The sequence below is a fragment of the Candidatus Nitrospira bockiana genome (assembly GCF_965152565.1).
Genome location: NZ_OZ224215.1, coordinates 1,431,281 through 1,446,032, shown reverse-complemented (window position 1 = coordinate 1,446,032; position 14,752 = coordinate 1,431,281). Strand labels below are relative to the sequence as shown.

General features: G+C 64.8%; 18 protein-coding genes. 14 read left to right on the top strand and 4 right to left on the bottom strand.

Annotated elements, in window-relative coordinates:
• The first annotated feature begins 237 nt into the window (after window positions 1-237).
• The 3 genes from ACWHYV_RS07150 to ACWHYV_RS07140 all read left to right on the top strand — a co-directional run bounded on the left by ACWHYV_RS07150 (window position 238) and on the right by ACWHYV_RS07140 (window position 1,655).
• The gene (locus ACWHYV_RS07150) at window positions 238-522 is read left to right on the top strand and encodes a DUF427 domain-containing protein (RefSeq protein ID WP_447979963.1); all 285 of its coding nucleotides are present in this window, start codon (window positions 238-240) and stop codon (window positions 520-522) included.
• A 256-nt stretch (window positions 523-778) separates the two neighbouring features.
• Entirely contained in the window at window positions 779-1,399 is a 621-nt protein-coding gene (locus ACWHYV_RS07145; protein ID WP_447979962.1) for a sigma-70 family RNA polymerase sigma factor, read from the top strand.
• 7 nt (window positions 1,400-1,406) lie between these two features.
• On the top strand, window positions 1,407-1,655 hold the full coding sequence (locus tag ACWHYV_RS07140) for an anti-sigma factor family protein (RefSeq protein WP_447979961.1): 249 nt from the start codon (window positions 1,407-1,409) through the stop codon (window positions 1,653-1,655).
• Window positions 1,656-1,903: 248 nt separating this feature from the next.
• Here the strand turns inward: ACWHYV_RS07140 and ACWHYV_RS07135 are convergent, their stop codons facing one another.
• Entirely contained in the window at window positions 1,904-2,605 is a 702-nt protein-coding gene (locus ACWHYV_RS07135) for a Crp/Fnr family transcriptional regulator (protein WP_447979960.1), read from the bottom strand.
• Between the two features lie 247 nt (window positions 2,606-2,852).
• Between ACWHYV_RS07135 and ACWHYV_RS07130 the strand changes: the two genes are divergently transcribed.
• Together ACWHYV_RS07130 and ACWHYV_RS07125 are read left to right on the top strand one after the other, a co-directional pair.
• Window positions 2,853-3,482 carry an acyloxyacyl hydrolase gene (locus ACWHYV_RS07130; RefSeq protein WP_447979959.1) on the top strand — a complete coding sequence of 210 codons (630 nt, stop codon included), beginning with the start codon at window positions 2,853-2,855 and terminating at the stop codon, window positions 3,480-3,482.
• A 497-nt stretch (window positions 3,483-3,979) separates the two neighbouring features.
• Window positions 3,980-5,365, top strand: coding sequence for a hypothetical protein (locus ACWHYV_RS07125; protein WP_447979958.1), 1,386 nt, complete (start codon window positions 3,980-3,982; stop codon window positions 5,363-5,365).
• 48 nt (window positions 5,366-5,413) lie between these two features.
• On the opposite strand, the gene ACWHYV_RS07120 is transcribed toward ACWHYV_RS07125, so the two are convergent.
• Entirely contained in the window at window positions 5,414-5,785 is a 372-nt protein-coding gene (locus ACWHYV_RS07120) for a hypothetical protein (RefSeq protein WP_447979957.1), read from the bottom strand.
• A gap of 432 nt (window positions 5,786-6,217) precedes the next feature.
• Here ACWHYV_RS07120 and ACWHYV_RS07115 point away from each other — a divergent pair, with 432 nt between their 5' ends.
• The 9 genes from ACWHYV_RS07115 (at window position 6,218) to ACWHYV_RS07075 (ending at window position 12,676) form a co-directional block, all read left to right on the top strand.
• The gene (locus ACWHYV_RS07115) at window positions 6,218-6,574 is read left to right on the top strand and encodes a DsrE family protein (protein ID WP_447979956.1); all 357 of its coding nucleotides are present in this window, start codon (window positions 6,218-6,220) and stop codon (window positions 6,572-6,574) included.
• Window position 6,575: 1 nt separating this feature from the next.
• Window positions 6,576-6,656, top strand: a complete 81-nt coding sequence (locus ACWHYV_RS07110) for a DUF3641 domain-containing protein (protein ID WP_447980698.1) — start codon at window positions 6,576-6,578, stop codon at window positions 6,654-6,656.
• Window positions 6,656-7,789 (top strand): anion permease, encoded by a 1,134-nt coding sequence (locus ACWHYV_RS07105; RefSeq protein WP_447979955.1) that lies wholly within the window; start codon window positions 6,656-6,658, stop codon window positions 7,787-7,789. Before ACWHYV_RS07110 ends, ACWHYV_RS07105 begins: the two co-directional genes overlap by 1 nt.
• 58 nt (window positions 7,790-7,847) lie before the next feature.
• A complete protein-coding gene (locus tag ACWHYV_RS07100; RefSeq protein ID WP_447979954.1) occupies window positions 7,848-8,078 on the top strand; it encodes a hypothetical protein in 231 nt (76 codons plus the stop codon).
• A 145-nt stretch (window positions 8,079-8,223) separates the two neighbouring features.
• Window positions 8,224-9,471: an SUMF1/EgtB/PvdO family nonheme iron enzyme gene (locus ACWHYV_RS07095; protein WP_447979953.1), complete on the top strand. Its 1,248-nt coding sequence runs from the start codon at window positions 8,224-8,226 to the stop codon at window positions 9,469-9,471.
• Between the two features lie 34 nt (window positions 9,472-9,505).
• Entirely contained in the window at window positions 9,506-10,468 is a 963-nt protein-coding gene (gene egtD / locus ACWHYV_RS07090; RefSeq protein WP_447979952.1) for an L-histidine N(alpha)-methyltransferase, read from the top strand.
• Complete coding sequence (locus ACWHYV_RS07085) at window positions 10,465-11,208, top strand: ATP-binding cassette domain-containing protein (RefSeq protein WP_447979951.1); 744 nt, start codon at window positions 10,465-10,467, stop codon at window positions 11,206-11,208. Before egtD ends, ACWHYV_RS07085 begins: the two co-directional genes overlap by 4 nt.
• Entirely contained in the window at window positions 11,208-11,822 is a 615-nt protein-coding gene (locus tag ACWHYV_RS07080) for an ABC transporter permease (RefSeq protein WP_447979950.1), read from the top strand. Before ACWHYV_RS07085 ends, ACWHYV_RS07080 begins: the two co-directional genes overlap by 1 nt.
• Window positions 11,792-12,676, top strand: a complete 885-nt coding sequence (locus ACWHYV_RS07075; RefSeq protein WP_447979949.1) for a glycine betaine ABC transporter substrate-binding protein — start codon at window positions 11,792-11,794, stop codon at window positions 12,674-12,676. Before ACWHYV_RS07080 ends, ACWHYV_RS07075 begins: the two co-directional genes overlap by 31 nt.
• A gap of 2 nt (window positions 12,677-12,678) precedes the next feature.
• On the opposite strand, the gene ACWHYV_RS07070 is transcribed toward ACWHYV_RS07075, so the two are convergent.
• Both ACWHYV_RS07070 and ACWHYV_RS07065 read right to left on the bottom strand, forming a co-directional pair.
• Complete coding sequence (locus tag ACWHYV_RS07070) at window positions 12,679-14,037, bottom strand: dihydrolipoyl dehydrogenase family protein (protein ID WP_447979948.1); 1,359 nt, start codon at window positions 14,035-14,037, stop codon at window positions 12,679-12,681.
• 142 nt (window positions 14,038-14,179) lie between these two features.
• Window positions 14,180-14,719 (bottom strand): hypothetical protein, encoded by a 540-nt coding sequence (locus ACWHYV_RS07065; protein WP_447979947.1) that lies wholly within the window; start codon window positions 14,717-14,719, stop codon window positions 14,180-14,182.
• Window positions 14,720-14,752: the final 33 nt, after the last annotated feature.

The following is a 14,752-nucleotide window of genomic DNA, read 5'->3' as shown; positions in this document are numbered from 1 at the left end:
CCAAGCTGTACGAAGTGGTGGCGTTCGTCGGCTTGAAGACCATCTCGAACTACATCAACCACATCGTCCATACGCCGGTCGATGCTCAGTTCGGAACATGACCACCATCGAGGATGTCACATCCACCGAACGCCTCTCCTCCGGCAGAGACCGAGGGGTTGGGTGCACGGCACGCGGTAGAGAGCTGGGCCGAGCCCCGGGAGAGAGCCGCGCGATCCGACAAGGAAGGAGGAACCAATGCCCCGCGCAACGTGGAACGGAGCCGTGCTGGCCGAAAGCGATCATTGCGAGATCGTGGAAGGCAATTGCTATTTTCCGCCTTACGCCATCAAGCGGGAATACTTCAAGCCCAGCGACACGCATTCGACCTGTCCATGGAAGGGCCAGGCGAGCTATTACGATATCGAGGTCGGGGGTCAGGTCAATAAAGATGCGGCCTGGTATTACCCGATGCCGAAAGAGGGAGCCAAACAGATCGCCGGCTACGTGGCGTTCTGGAAGGGCGTCACCGTCGAACACTAGTGCTGAGAGACTTCCCAGGTTGGCACGATGGCGGGGCCGCTGATGGTTCCAAGGGCAGCACTCGCCGGGTTCACCCCTGTAAGGTCTCTGAGGGGACGCCGACTATCGGATAGATGACGCGCCCACGCACCAGACGGGAGGGACGAGCGATGATGGATTTGACCGGCCGGGCAAAGACGACGTGCCACGGACCGACGAGCGTCGCAAGCGCTCGGCACGTCGGGCATGCGGCCTGATGATAGGAGGAAGGCTTGAGATGATGCGCCCGCTGACGCGTCCCGTCCGTTCCCCGATCGGCTCGATGGCAACGGATGCCCCATCTGATCCTGAACAGTGGCTCACTCGACACGGGGATTATCTCTATCGATGCGCGTTGCTCCGGGTCCACGATGCCCGGGCCGCGGAGGACGTTGTGCAAGAGACCTTGCTGGCCGCGCTTCAAAGCCGCACCCGCTTTGCGGGGCGGTCGTCCGAGCGGAGCTGGCTGGTCGGCATCCTGAAGCACAAGGTCATCGATCATTTTCGCAAGCACAGCCGGGAGGCACCGGCGGAGGATGGTGACGTACACGGCGGCGGCGAGCGGGAACACTCGTTCGACGACGTCGGGAACTGGCACCCCGACGGCCGCCCCAAAGAGTGGGGCGAAGACCCGGGTGTGCTCTTGGAGCGCAAGGAGTTTTGGGATGGGTTGAGCCGATGCCTCGAGACCCTTCCGCCCCGATTGGCCCGTGTCTTCTCACTTCGGGAGCTCGACGACGTCAGCACCGAAGAGATCTGTCAGATTCTGGATATTTCTGCGAATAATCTGTGGGTCATGCTCCATCGCGCACGGATGCAACTGCGTCGGTGCCTGGAGATGAATTGCATTACTCCGTAGAGCGACCATGCTGTCTTGTCAAGACGCCACGCGATTGTTCTCCGACTCCATGGATCGAGCGCTGCCGCTCAGGCAACGTGCCGCCTTACGGCTCCATTTTCTCCTCTGTAAGTTTTGCGACCGCTATCGGAAACAACTGCTGCTCGTGAAACAGGCGATGGGACGCCATCCTGATCGTCTCGAGCCACCCGACACCCCCTCCCTCTCACCGGAAGCGCGTGAGCGGATCAAGCACCTGCTGTCCGGCCACGAGTAGCGGCCGCCTCCCGTGCTCCATCTTCAACGTCGCGGCGGCCACATGGCCGAGTTCCCTCACGGCGAGGCGAGCAGAGGCGTGAAGTCGATGGAAACAAGAGCAGAAACAGGGCGGGCTGGCTCGGACTCCACGACGGCTGAGCGGGCGACGATGAAGAGAAGCGCGACAGCCTCAGAGCCGTGGGGCCATCCGTCCGGACGTAGCCCTCTGGCGGTACCGGAGGCGGAAGCGCCCGCGCTCGGACGAGGTCAGGACACCAGTTGCGAGAGCCGGGCCGCGTCCAGAATCGTGATGGATCGGCCGTCGATCCGTATCACGCCTTGTTCGCGAAACTGGCTCAAGGTATTGCTGACGGTCTCTCGGGTGCATCCGATGAGGTTCGCCAGCTCCTGGTGCGTCAGCTTCGCTCTGATACGGATCGAGGCCCCATCTGGAATGCCTTCCGTTTTGCCCAGCTCAAGCAAGACGTGGGCGAGCCTGGCCGGGACATCGCGAAAGACCAGATCCTCGACACGGCTTTGAATCTTTCTGAGCCGAAGTCCGATGAGCTTCGTCAACTTGACGGTCATGTCCGGATGCTCATGGAGGTAGCGATCGAAGTCTTCTCGGTGAATCGCGCAGATCAGGACGTCATCGAGCGCCTCGGCCTGCGTCTCCCGGGGTGAGTCCTCCAGCACCTCCAACTCCCCGAAGATTTCACCCGGCTCGAGGATCTCGAATGTCACTTCCTTCCCGCTCGCATTGGTGCTGGCGATTTTGACGCGCCCCCGTTTCAGCAGATAGACGGTCGTACTCGGGTCACCAGGCAGATAGATCAGCTGGCGCTTCCGCACCTCTTGCATCCGGGTCATGCGCTCGATCTCTTCGAGCTCTCGGCGACTGAGCGTGGAGAACAGATTGATGTGCTTGAGGTACCACAGTTTGTTCTGTGCGACTCGTGGCTCGACCATGTCGCCACCCCTCAGACGAAGTCACTACAGGATGTTGAAGAAGCCTCGAACTTTCCTCTTGCGGCAGTCCGGACCTCAGCGTACCGCCAAGGGTACGCCTCGGGATGACGCCGCGCAACTGCCACCAATCGCCTAGAGATTTCCAGTGGCGGAAGCCGCGACCGAGCCGTAAGGATCCAGCGGCTTCTCGCGACTTCCTCAAGAGACCATCATCCTCCTGGGACGAGAGCAAGGGGTGACTGTGCCGATGAGGAGTGGGACGGCATTCGGGGCACGGCTGCTGCTGGTGGGGATTCTCCTCGCGATGCCGGCTCTGCCGGCATCAGGAGGTTCAGCCCCCGACGCACGCGACATCGTAACCCGTGGCAGGCTGGAAGCGGGAATCGGAGCAGGCTATTGGCAGGGAGTGGATCTCGTGGAGGGCACGCCCGGCGGCGATCGCGCCGCGGCGTTTCTCCTCCCACGCTTCGGGATCGTGCTCACGGACCCGTTCGAGGCCGGCCGCCTGACCGGCAATCTTCAGCTCATCGCGGAGCCGTTCTTCGCCCGCTTTACTCGACCGTTCTCTGCCGAGGCGGCCGGTGGGGCCTTGATCCTGAAATACAATCTGCTGTCCTTTGGACGCTGGATGCCCTTCTGGGAGGTTGGAGCGGGCCTGTTGTGGACGAACCTGGCACCCCGCATCCCGGAACAGAGCATCCCGTTCAATTTCGTCTTGGAGACCGGTCCCGGCGTGCAGTATTTCATCACGACAACGGTGAGCGTGACGGCGGGGGTCCGGTTTCACCACATTTCCAACGCCGGCATTGGAGATCGCAATCGTGGGCTGAACGGGGTCTTGCCATATGCCGGCTTCTCGGTCTTCTTCGGGCGTTGAGAGGAGACGGCCAACGCCATTGCATTCCTCGGTTGACAGAGCTGGGAGGCATCCGTAGCATGACCCATGAGGCCGCGGAAGCGCCTGTCTGCTCGTCTCCTCTGCTCGTTCACCACCGTCACCTACCTCTCGCTCGCGGTCTGGATGCACCTCTGGGCCTTGGAGGCCGGCCCGCCTCTCTCAGGGGACCGCGGACCCTCGCATCATCAGGTCTGTACATGGATCGGTACCAGCGGCGAAGCGGCCTTGACCGGCTCGGCGCTCCCGCTTGTCTCCAAGCCGACGCCCTCCGCGTGTGTTCAGACACCACCGCTTCGCCCCACACCTTCGTATGACACCGGCTCGGCTCCGGCGCGCGCTCCTCCCGTCGTCTTCATGGCTCAGTCCATCGGCTTTCGTTGATCCTGATCGACGTCCTTCGCGCTCAGCGCGCGGGCGGCGTCCGCGCACGGATCACCACGGCTTGCCGCGACCCAATCGGGAGGAGACGCACGGCCATGCTCGGATTCAACAAAAGCCTTCTGCGCCTGAATAGAACACGTTCGGTCGGCATCGGCGCCGTCATACTGACAGCGGGCGCCGTAGTGGGAGGGACGGCCTGGTGGGAGGCCCGCTATGATGACGCCCCGGAGCAGGTGGTCCCGCTGACCGCGTTCAGCAGTGCGGAGTATCCGGAAGACCCCGAAGATCGGAGCGCGGTCTTCGGGAACTACCCGCATCGCCGCCTTCGAATCGAGCGGCTTGCGGAGACACGCGTTCGTTTCGTGCTCGAGCCGGCCTCACCCCATTCGACCACGATCGAGCTTCCCGACGTCGATCTGGCCCATTTCGTTGCGGCGGTCCCCCCGTGGGCGAAGTCGGATGCGGATCTGACGAAGATCGGTCTGATCGATCGTGAGTGGAATCGCCAGCAGGTGCAATTCAGCAGGGACGCCTTTGTACAGGTGCACGACGGGGGAGATGGCTTCGAACAGCACCGGCTGAGCCGCGTGGACCTCGCTCGCAACTGCTTGAACGCGGGGCTCTGGGAACTGCTGTTGTTCACGACCGAAGACGGGATGGAGCGAGTGTACGAACACGTCTGGTTCACGTTCCCGCTCGGCCTGTACAAGCACCTGTTCGAACGCGTGAACGGGCTCTCCTATTGGGATCACTGGTGGTCGCTGGAACACTGGGTCGATCCGGCAGGCACCCCCGTCCGGCTGGATCGGATTCGGACGGTCGAGCAGGAACGGCCCGTGGCGCCCGACGTCCGGTGGCACGAGCCGCCGGCGGCGCGCGGCGAACAGGCGCTCAAGCGGCGGAATATTCTGGCACCGCCCGTCTACACCTATCGCGACTGGTACGCGCAGCCGGTCCGGTTCGCGAGCTTCATCCCCCCGGGACGGTATTCCGTCGCTCACCCGCGCGAGACGAAGCTGCAGTATTTGGCGGACCTGACCGGGGCGGTGCTGAGGCGCGTGCGCATGCCGGGCCATCCTCAGCCGCTCGTCGAGATCGAGCTCGTCTTCAGGAACAGTGACACCGGGGAGGTCAGTCGGCTGATCTTCGGCGGTCTTGATCTCGATAAGCTGCCCCTCACGACACCCGAGTCCTATGAACGAGGATGGCAGGCGCCGATGGGCATCGCCAACCCGAGCTTTTTCGAACGCTACGAGGACCTTGTCGCGGTTCCGCCGGCCGGGCGAACGTTTTACGGCTTCCATCTCGACGCGCACCATCGCTGGATCGACCATCATGCCGTGGGGGTGGATGGACCATTGTTGCATCGCGACGCACGGGATCCCGCCACGCTGCATCTCTATCTCCTCAGCTATGAACGCCATGCGCTGCTCAACCACGTCGTGCTGGCCTGCCCGGCCGACCTCTGCGGAAGGCCGTGACCGGCGCGCGAGTCGATCGCCTTCTCCTGGGCTTCTCAGGAGGGAGGATCAGGCCACGGAGCGCCGCGGGGCGGCGTCTCGCCCCATCTGATGACATGTCCTGCACTCCACCTCGTACGCACAGCGCTGCGTGGACGCGTCACACCGAAATTTCACCTGGCAGTCCGCGCTGCCGCACCGAGGGCATCGCACTTCACTCACGCCGGCCGGTGCGCCATCCTGCGGGCCGGTGGGGGCCACCGTGTCGAGATCGACGAGCATCCGCATGCCGCACCCCGCGCACCGGACGACGAACGTGCAGTGCTCGGCATGCGCATCGCACCGTAATACCAGCTCGAGCTTGTCATGGCCGCACCCCGGACACGTACGCTCGGACAGCCTGGCCTGAAGGTCCATGATCATGGCCAATTGCCGGTTCATACGCTCCCTCCCCGTGAACTCGAGAACCCCCCTCTCCGCGGCTCCCATCATAGCCGGCCTCCGAGGCAACCTACTGTATGGACGCTCACACTCGCACGCCGTTGTAACCTGGCTCACAGATCGTTCCGAGCGGTCCGCGTAGTCTGGCTTTCTGTTTGGCCTGACGCTCGTTCCAGCTCGTGCCCCCCCGGCTCGTGAGCCGATGCTCACCCGCTCCGGATGTCGTGATGCGTCGACCGCTCCGGCGTGCGCGACGATGCCATCTCAGGGCGATGGCTGAGCCGGTGGACCGACCCCGGCGCCCGAGTCTGTAAGCTGGTTCACAGACCATCAGGAGGCGCCGGATTAACCTAGTAAAAACTCATGCGCCGCTGTGGTGCCGGAGCCGGATATGGCGCGGCATCACGCGGCTAGATCACAAGGAGGGTTGTGATGGAGAAGGTCGCCATCGTCGTGTTCGCGGATACCGAATCACATGGGGACCTCGGGCGCCTGGTCAATGCGCTCGAAGCGGTCAAGGAGTTCAAGGAAGCCGGAGACGACGTCCAGCTCATCTTCGACGGCGCCGGCACGAAATGGATCGGCGAGCTGGCCAAGCCGGATCACAAGGTGAAGGGGCTGTTTGACGCCGTCAAGGATCGCGCGACCGGGGCCTGCCGATTCTGCGCGGGCGCGTTCGGCGCGACGGAATCCGTGACGAGCGGCGGGGTGCCTCTGATGGGCGAGTATGACGGGCACCCCAGCTTCAAGAAGCTCGTGTCTCAGGGCTATCACGTGATCACGTTCTGAGATACAGTACCAGCATCGGAATCATTGCTACGGCTGCACGGCGGGTACCGGATTGTCCTGCAACGGTGCCGTCATCTCCTGATGGACTCCTCGCTCCTTGCCCTGCTGTTGGTGACGACCCTGGCCTTTGCCAACGGGACGAACGATGTCTCCAAGGCCATCGCCACGTTGGTAGGCAGCGGGATTACCAATTATCGGTGGGCGATCGCCTGGGGAACGGCGTGGACGATCGTCGGCGCCTCGGCGTCGGCGTTGGTCGCGGGCGCCATGGTGACGACCTTCAGCAGGGGCTTACTCCGGCCCGGCGTCATCGTTCCATCGGCGCTGATCCTGGGGGTGCTGATCGGTGCCATCGCGTGGGTGCTGATCGCCTCGCGCACCGGCCTTCCCGTTTCGACGACCCACGCCCTGACCGGCGCCCTTGTCGGCGCGGGACTCATTGCCTTCGGCGCGCACGGCCTGGTCTGGCCGACCATGGTTACGAAGATCGTCCTGCCGTTGCTGCTGAGCCCCGCCCTCGCTCTTCTCGCCTCGGTGCTGGTTCATCCTCTGGTGCAAGCGCTCGCCGCTCGCTGGGAAGGCGCGTGCGTCTGTGTGATGCCCGCTTCCCGGGCCCTGGTGACCCTCGATCCGCAGGGCGTGACTCGCATCCTGTTTCAGACACAGGCCTTCGGTCCACCCGTCGTCGACGTGCCGGCCCGGTGCGACCGCAGCGGCCTGGCTGGACTGGCGGTCGGTCTCGACACGATCCACTGGGTCTCCAGTGGACTGGCCTCGTTGGCCCGGGGCACGAACGACGCGCCCAAGATCATCGCCATGCTGATGCTCGGCGCAACGGTCCCTCCCTGGGAAAACCCGAGCGGTCAAGCCGTAGTATTCGGCAGCGTGGCCCTCGCGATGGGGCTCGGGAGCTACCTGGGCGGCCTGCGCGTGACCCACGTGCTGGCCGAGAAGGTCACTCGCATGGATCATGTGGAAGGTCTCTCTGCCAACCTCACGACCTCCTCGCTCGTGCTCATCTCGGCCACCGTCGGACTCCCGGTGTCGACGACGCACGTCAGCAGCTCGGCGATCATCGGCATCGGGTTGCTGAAGGGACTGCGCGCGGTCCGATGGACGACCGTGCGGGACATGGTCCTGGCATGGATCGTGACCCTCCCCGCGGCGGGCATCCTGGCCTGTCTCGCCTACCTCCTGATTCACCGAGTGCTCTGAGCGGCTTCTGCTTGTGAGGCGCTTTTCGTTGCTCATTTGTCGGAGAGCAGAAGGAACGATGCGAAGCGATCAGCGCGCGACGTTCATCCAGGCCCTCGGCATCCTCCCGGGTGTCGGCTTCAACACGCTCGGTATCCAACCGACCATTCAGTATCGGATCGGCGACCACTGGGTTGGCGCGGCCGGAGTCTTGTTTTCTGTCGCCGGACAGAATACGCTCGCCGCGATCTACCCGAATTTTTCGATCTACTATTATTGGAGCAGGACCGGCAAGGTCATCATGCGGTAACGTGCGGCCTCGTGACGCGGGTGCAGGGGACCTGCCACAAGGCCATCACCTCATCCCTTCCGGGAACGCTTACAGGATTGATTCCGACTATCCAACGCCTGCAACGTCGTGTACAAATAACCGTATTGCCCGGAGCGGATTTCAGGTGGCGCAATCGACGACAGTGGAGACCGGAGCGGCCCGCACGCTGGCGGCCGTGCGCGCGACGACGGATCGATTGTTCCAATTGATTCCCGACTCGCGTTGGTATGATCGCCCGGTTCCCGAGCGGCATCGTCTGCTCTTCTACCTGGGACACGTCGACGCCTTTGATTGGAATCTGATCGGCCGACGGGGGTTGGACTCTCCGTCGTTCCATCCGGAATTCGATCGGCTGTTCGCGTTCGGGATCGATCCTCAGGCCGGTCAGGCCCCGACCGACACGCCAGCGGATTGGCCGACGCTGGAGGAGACCCGGCGCTATGTGGTCCACGTGCGCCAGCGCCTCGATGCCCGCCTCCATGAAGCCCCCTCGTTGTTCGTCGACGCAGCGATCGAGCACCGGCTGATGCACGCCGAAACCTTTACGTACCTGATTCATAATCTCAGCGAGCCGTTGTCGTGGCAGCCTCTCGCTCAGCAGCGGGCGCCTGTCGCTTCTCCGGCCCGCCGTAACGCCATGATCGAAATTCCCCCGGGCACGGCCCGGCTTGGCCGGAGTCGCGGCGCGCTGGAGAATAGGACCGCTCCCTTTGGGTGGGACAACGAATTCGAGGAACAGATCGTCTCGGTTCCCGGCTTTGTCATCGATCAATACAAGGTCACGAACGGGCAGTACCTCCCGTTCGTCGAGGCCGGTGCCAAGCCGCCGCACTTTTGGCGCCGCCATGACGACCAATGGTTCTGGCGCACGCTCTGGGGCGACGTCCCGCTGCCGTTGGATTGGCCGGTCTACGTGACCCATGAGGAAGCCCGCGCGTACGCGCAGTGGGTCGGTAAAGCGCTCCCGACCGAGGCGCAGTTTCACCGCGCCGCGTATGGCACGCCGGCCGGCGTGGAGCGGCGCTACCCCTGGGGCGACGCCCCGCCGTCTCCCCGGCATGGCAACTTCGATTTTCATCACTGGGATCCTGTGCCGGTGACCGCCACCCCGGAAGGGAACAGTGCGTTCGGCGTCTCGCAGCTCGTGGGGAACGGCTGGGAATGGACGGAGACCCTCTTTGCTCCCTTCCCCGGCTTTCAACCGTTCGCGTTCTATCCCGGATACTCCGCGCCCTTTTTCGACGGCGAGCACTACGTGCTGAAGGGCGGGTCGCAGCGGACGGCCGCACGTCTTCTGCGCCGCTCGTTCCGCAATTGGTTCCGGCCGAACTATCCGTACGTCTATGCCGGCTTTCGATGCGTTGACCGTTAAGGCTTCCCTCCGGCGCGGCGGCCACTCCTCCGCTGTGGAGGAGTTTGCTCGGGCCGTACGGGTGGGGCTCGCCAAGCCCCAACGCGAATTGCCGTCCATCTATCTCTACGATGAGCTGGGCACGGCGCTGTTCGAGGCGATCACCCTGCTGCCCGAGTACGGGCTGACTCGCGCCGACGAGCGGCTGCTCCGCCGTCATGCGGCGGCGATCCGCGACGCGCTTCCCCCCTCGCTGATCATCGCGGAGCTGGGGAGCGGGAGCGGACGAAAGACGCGCTGGTTGCTCGAAGCGTTCGGGGACCGGGAACAGCTCCGCTACTTCCCGATCGACATCTCCGCCGCCGCGCTCGTGAAGTGCCGGCGGGAGCTGTCGGAGCTCGGCGCCGTCAGCCTCGTCGGCTTGGAAACCTCTTACTTGGAGGGCCTCGAGCACGTGGCCGCGCGGCGCTCTCCCGGTCAGACGCTGCTCGTCTTGTTTCTCGGCAGCACGATCGGCAACTTCGAACGGCCCCAGGCCGACGCGTTCCTCCGCGAGATCCGTCGGCGCTTAGCCCCCGGCGACGCCCTGCTCCTCGGCACCGATCTGGAGAAGCCCGTGGCCACCATGCTGGCGGCGTATGCGGACCCCACGGGCGTGACCGCCGCGTTCAATCTCAACCTGCTCGCGCGCATCAATCGCGAGCTGGGCGGAGATTTCGCCTTGTCGGCCTTCACGCATGACGTCCGCTATGACCCCGGCGAACGCCGGATCGAGATGCACCTGCGAGCGGAGCGCCGGCAGACGGTGTCGATTCGGGCGGCCGATGTGGTCTGCGCGTTCCGCGAAGGGGAGACGATTTGGACGGAAGCGTGTCACAAGTTCCGGCTCGAGGAGATTCCCGGCATGGCGCAACGGACCGGGTATGTGTGCACCGCGCAATGGGTCGATCGTGAATGGCCCTTTGCTGAAAACCTCTGGGTCGCCGACGGCGCCGCCCCGCCCGATCCCCGGCTATGAGCCCGCTGGTCTCGTTCGAGCACGTCTCCGCACGCATCGGCCGAACCAACGTCCTTCATGACCTCACGGTGCAGATCGCGCCGGGGGAGACCGTGGTCCTGCTCGGGCGGAGCGGCTCGGGCAAGACCACGGCGCTGAAGATGGTCAATGGGCTGGTGCGCCCGAGCGCCGGGCGGGTGCTCGTCGAGGGTACCCCGACGACGGCGTGGGACCCGATCCGGCTGCGGCGCCGGATCGGCTATGTCATCCAGGAAGGCGGCCTGTTTCCCCATTTCACGGTGGCCGAGAACGTCGGGCTCGTGCCTCGTCTGGAAGGATGGCGGCCTGACGACATCCGGGCCCGCGTGCGATCCCTCCTCGACCAGGTGGGCCTGCCCCCTGAGGAGTTCGCCCATCGTTATCCGAGGGACTTGTCCGGCGGGCAGCGGCAACGGGTCGGCGTGGCGCGGGCCCTGGCCGCCGATCCGCCGCTCTTACTGTTCGACGAGCCGTTCGGCGCGCTCGACCCCGTGACCCGCCTGGAGCTTCAACGCCAGTTCCTCGCGTTGCGACGGGAGCTCTCCAAGACGGCGATCTTCGTGACCCATGACGTGCGTGAAGCCCTCCTGCTCGGGACGCGGATCGCGCTGCTGGCCGGCGGATCACTCGACCTCATCGCCACGCCGTCGGAGTTCTTGCACGCCGAGAGCCGGGAAGCGCGCGCGTTCCGCGCGTGTCTCGAGCAGCGCCTCGAGGTCTGATGCCGACGCTGCTGGGCGAGTTGCTCACTCTGACGGTCGAGCACCTGGTGCTGGTCGCCGCCTCCATGGCCATTGCCGCCGCGCTCGCGATCCCGGCCGGCATCCTGCTCACGCGGCGCGCGGGGCTGCGCGACTGGCTGCTCGGGTTCGCCAATGTCGCCCAGACCATCCCGAGCCTGGCGCTCTTCGGGTTCTTGATCCCGCTCCCCTTCGTGGGCGGCATCGGTCCTCATACGGCCATCCTTGCCCTGGTGCTCTACGCGCTGTTGCCGATGCTGCGGAACACCGTCACCGGCATCCTCGGCGTCGACCCGTTCGTCCGCGAATCGGCGATTGCGTTGGGCATGACCGATCGCCAGCTCTTGTGGGAAGTCGAGCTGCCGCTGGCTGCCCCGACGATCCTGGCCGGTGTGCGGATCGCCACGGTGACGACGATCGGCACGGCGACCATCGCCGCCGCGATCGGGGCCGGAGGATTGGGCGTGTTCATCTTTCGAGGGCTGGCGTCCGTCGATTCGCTCCTGCTGCTCTCGGGCGCCGTGCCTGCCGCGCTGATGGCCATCGTCGCCGACCGGGGACTCGAATGGGTCGAACGCACGTGTTCGCCGCGGTGATCCTGCTGGCGGGCCTCCTCGGCTGCTCGGACAAGGATCGGCCGATCATCGTCGGCTCGAAGAACTTCATGGAGCAGATCGTCCTCGGGGAGATCGTCGCTCAGCATCTCGAGCATCGGTTGGGCCGTACGGTGGAGCGCAAGCTCAACCTCGGAGGAACGATGCTCGCTCATCAGGCCCTCGTCAAGGGCGAGATCGATCTCTATCCGGAGTACACCGGCACCGCCTTGACGGCCGTCCTCAACCTGCCGCCGTCCGCCGATCCCGCCGACGTGCTCACACGGGTGCGACACGAGTATGAGCGGCGGTTCGGCGTTCGATGGCTGGACCCGTTGGGATTCAACAATACCTTCGCCATGGTGATCCGGCGTGAGGATGCCGAGCGCCATCGCGTCGACTCGTTGAGCGACGCGGCGCGGTACAGACCGGGGTGGACGCTCGGGGTCGGCTACGAATTTCAACAGCGGCCCGACGGGCTCGCCACCCTGTTGGAGACGTACCGTTTGCCGCTCACCGGACCGCCTAAGACGATGGACTTGGGATTACTGTACCGGGCGCTCGAGCAGCGCCAGGTGAGCATGGTCGCGGGAAATTCGACCGACGGCCTCTTGTCCGTCCTCGACGTGACGGTCCTCCGGGACGATCGACGGTGTTTCCCCCCGTATGAGGCGGCCATCGCCGTCCGCCTGGAGTCCCTGGAGCGGGAGCCGGGCCTCGCGGCCGCGCTCAACGAGCTCGCCGGCCAGTTCACCGATGAGACCATGCGCCGCCTCAATCATCAGGCCACGGTTCAGCACGGCCGGGTCCAGGACCTGGCCAAGGCGTTCTTGACGGAGCGTGGGCTGCGGCCCTGACCTCACTCACCGAGCATGTACCAGATATCGGAAGCGTGGGTCGGATAGGCGTACTTCAGTGAAGACAGGTCTTTGGCGGTGAGCCCGAATTGGATGGCCAGCGCAAACAGGTTGATGACCTCCTCGGCGTGCGGCCCCAGAATGTGGGCACCGAGAATCCGCTCGCTCCCTTCTTCGACGAGCACGTTGAAGCCCGAAGAGCGCTCCGCGACGCGGCGGGACGAGTACCAGCTCGACGTCGTGTCCCGATGGGTCCGAACGCGAAGCCCGGCCTCGCGCGCCTGTGGCTCCAATAGACCGACCGCCGCGAGCGGGGGAATCGTAAAGACCACCGAGGGCACCGCGCGATAGTCCACCTGCCGGTGATTCCCGTGCAGGAGATTCGCCGCCACGATCTCGCCTTCGTACCCGGCGACCGGCGTCAACGGGGGGCCCCCGGCCGCCGCATCTCCGGCGGCATAGACCGCCGGGTTCGAGCGGCTCTGTAAATACTCGTTCACCAACACGCCCTGCTTCCCATATTCGATCCCTGCGGTCCCGAGATCCAGGTCTTCGATCTCCGGAACCCGGCCGGCGCCGTGGACGACCATGTCGCCCTCGAGCTCGCGCGCCTTCCCGGCCGACGAGGCGGTGACGACCATCTTGTCGTCCGCCTTCCTGATCTCCGTGACCTCCGTGTCCAGCTGGACGTCCACGCCAAGCTCGCGCGTGCGCCGCACCAGTTGCTCCACGAGAGCGGGGTCGAACCGCTCCAGCGGCCGGCTCCCGCGATGCAGGACCGTCACCCGGGCCTCGACCCGAGCGGCGAGATGCGCGAACTCGAACGAAATGTACCCGCCCCCGACGAAGATGAGGGAGGACGGAAGCTCATCCAGCTCCAGGAACCGATCGCTCGTCGTCAGATGTTCCGCTCCGGGAATCGGCAATGTCATCGGAGCGGCCCCCGTCGCCACGACGATGCGGCGGCCGTCGAGCCGGTCCTCGCCTACCTGGATCGACGTGGGCCCGACGAACCGCGCTCGGCCGTGATAGGTCGCGATGCCCGCTCCTGCAAAACTCGCTTCCCGCCGCTGCGGCACCGGATCGGTGAAGGTCCGCTTGAACCGCATCAGCTCCGACCAATCGATGCCGGCGCTTTGGGCTTGCACGCCCTTCCCGCGCATGCGGTCGAACCAGTCCACCAGCTCCGCTGCGCCGACCAGCACCTTCTTCGGATCGCAGCCGCGTAAGGCGCAGGTCCCGCCGAAGGGTCGGGAGTCGATCACCGCCACGGTCCACCCGGCCGCACGGCACGGGAACGCCACAGCGGTGGCCGCCGAGCCCGTCCCGATCACGACCAGATCAACTGTCTTCGTCGCCATGGCTGGGATACCTTCAGGCTCCCCTTCCTCCCTTTGTAAGCGCAGGCAAGGTGGGGTAGAAGATCGTTCTACCTCCCTCACCCTCCTTACAAAGGAGGGGTTTCAAGAATAGGTCGTCGCCGCCGACATTATAAGTTCTCCGCTAGTAGACGATCATGTGATCCGCCGACTCAAACAAGCGCACCATCTGCTCGAGCGGAATCGGCGTCACCGCCTCCGCCACACGAGCCGGATCAATCTTATAGAGCAGCATCATCGTCCGATTGCCGTAGATCTCAACGCCCATCTTCTTGAGCGAGGCAAAGTACTCGCCGTAGTTGCGTGGGATCTGCTCCAAGGGCACCCCCATCTGCTCCGACAAGGCCTGCCGCTCCCGCTCGGGCAGTCGCGCGCGGTCCAAGGCCGTGCTGTCGGGACGAAAGATGCGATTGAACCAGCCGAACCCCTTGGTGACCGACGTAACCGCGCTGGCATCGACCAGGATCACCACCTTGTGTCCGGCCTTGACCGACGCCCAGGCGACGTTCGGAACGGCGCAGATCTGGGCGTCGTCCTCTGCCAGCGAGGTTTTCATGTGGATGAGGATCGAGCCGGAAGCAAGTCTTTGGGCAGCTACCGCCCCCACCCCTGCCATGAGGACCATCATGATGACGGCTGCTAGGCCCACGCACAGGTGTTTCATCGTTGCGACCTCCTTTCGACTGGAGCCCCGTGC

Bases quoted from the DNA above. Each gene is read 5' to 3' on its own strand.
- ACWHYV_RS07065 (WP_447979947.1), bottom strand. From the start codon at position 14,719: ATGAAACACCTGTGCGTGGGCCTAGCAGCCGTCATCATGATGGTCCTC.
- ACWHYV_RS07080 (WP_447979950.1), top strand. From the start codon at position 11,208: ATGCCGACGCTGCTGGGCGAGTTGCTCACTCTGACGGTCGAGCACCTG.
- ACWHYV_RS07115 (WP_447979956.1), top strand. From the start codon at position 6,218: ATGGAGAAGGTCGCCATCGTCGTGTTCGCGGATACCGAATCACATGGG.
- ACWHYV_RS07135 (WP_447979960.1), bottom strand. From the start codon at position 2,605: ATGGTCGAGCCACGAGTCGCACAGAACAAACTGTGGTACCTCAAGCAC.
- ACWHYV_RS07100 (WP_447979954.1), top strand. From the start codon at position 7,848: ATGCGAAGCGATCAGCGCGCGACGTTCATCCAGGCCCTCGGCATCCTC.
- ACWHYV_RS07125 (WP_447979958.1), top strand. From the start codon at position 3,980: ATGCTCGGATTCAACAAAAGCCTTCTGCGCCTGAATAGAACACGTTCG.
- ACWHYV_RS07070 (WP_447979948.1), bottom strand. From the start codon at position 14,037: ATGGCGACGAAGACAGTTGATCTGGTCGTGATCGGGACGGGCTCGGCG.
- ACWHYV_RS07075 (WP_447979949.1), top strand. From the start codon at position 11,792: ATGGGTCGAACGCACGTGTTCGCCGCGGTGATCCTGCTGGCGGGCCTC.
- ACWHYV_RS07140 (WP_447979961.1), top strand. From the start codon at position 1,407: ATGCTGTCTTGTCAAGACGCCACGCGATTGTTCTCCGACTCCATGGAT.
- ACWHYV_RS07145 (WP_447979962.1), top strand. From the start codon at position 779: ATGATGCGCCCGCTGACGCGTCCCGTCCGTTCCCCGATCGGCTCGATG.
- ACWHYV_RS07150 (WP_447979963.1), top strand. From the start codon at position 238: ATGCCCCGCGCAACGTGGAACGGAGCCGTGCTGGCCGAAAGCGATCAT.
- ACWHYV_RS07120 (WP_447979957.1), bottom strand. From the start codon at position 5,785: ATGAACCGGCAATTGGCCATGATCATGGACCTTCAGGCCAGGCTGTCC.
- ACWHYV_RS07085 (WP_447979951.1), top strand. From the start codon at position 10,465: ATGAGCCCGCTGGTCTCGTTCGAGCACGTCTCCGCACGCATCGGCCGA.
- ACWHYV_RS07130 (WP_447979959.1), top strand. From the start codon at position 2,853: ATGAGGAGTGGGACGGCATTCGGGGCACGGCTGCTGCTGGTGGGGATT.
- ACWHYV_RS07105 (WP_447979955.1), top strand. From the start codon at position 6,656: ATGGACTCCTCGCTCCTTGCCCTGCTGTTGGTGACGACCCTGGCCTTT.